At 56.4% G+C, this 942-nt stretch carries 1 pseudogene; it reads right to left on the reverse strand.

Annotated elements, in window-relative coordinates:
* Positions 1–286: pseudogene (locus E4Q23_RS21180) on the reverse strand (DNA-primase RepB domain-containing protein); the annotation flags it as partial.
* Positions 287–942 lie beyond the last annotated feature (656 nt).

A 942-nucleotide genomic window follows, 5' to 3' on the forward strand; every position in this document is an offset into this window, starting at 1 on the left:
GGGCATCCGGCGCGAGATCGTCGAGCTGCACCAGAGTGACGCCGTCGCCGGCGCGAGGTCGAACGATCAGATTGTTCTGCCGCCGCGCGGCGCTGGGCACCAGGTAGGGCATGGACTGCCGGGCCTGGGCCAAGCTTTGCGCTGGGCGAAAGCCCCGTTTCTCCTGCTGGAGATTGGTGTGGGTGATATCGAAAGCCTCGGCCCCAACACTGGCAAACAAGTCGAGCAGGCGCAGCGCTTCAGCGATCGGTTCGCCTGCGTCGGCAGACCCGTTCCCGTTGATCAAAGTACCCTGCCCCCCGCCGTGGCTTCTATTTGCTTTTCCTGTCCTCAAATATTTCCGGAAAGTCACCGGCACATGGACTGGCTCTTAGTTGAAAAAAATGTGTCCGCGTGAGCGGGCGTTTGCTTGCGCGGCTCGCCTGATCGCGCCTGTGTTGTTTGTATTCTGAGGCCGAAGGCCGATCACTTTGAGGTCGTGCGGCCGTCAAGTTGTTCGGTGTCGGGGTGAATTTGGCGCGGAGCGGCAAAGAGGGGCGGAGCCCCTGCTCTGAGGTGCGTGCAGCCCTAACGGGCCGCACGATTCTTTCCGAGCGAAGCGCGCTCGATGGGGTCGTTTGTGCCAATGTACCTCTAAACACGTGCCATTTTTTTGTAGCCCTTTCTTTTAGATTAAAGAAATATTAAAAGAATATTAGGGCAAATGGTTATGTATGTGCATGTGGTTGATACAAGTGGCGTTTTTACGGTTATCCACAGGGGAGAATGTACCTCTAAACACGTGCCGACCGTACCTCTAAACACGTGTGCACCGTACCTCTAAACACGTTAGGCGTACCTCTAAACACGTGCCACCGTACCTCTAAACACGTGCCACCGTACCTCTAAACACGTGCCACCGTACCTCTAAACACGTGCCACCGTACCTCTAAACACGTGCCA

This window comes from Candidatus Accumulibacter phosphatis (genome assembly GCF_012939955.1).
Taxonomy (GTDB): domain Bacteria; phylum Pseudomonadota; class Gammaproteobacteria; order Burkholderiales; family Rhodocyclaceae; genus Accumulibacter; species Accumulibacter delftensis.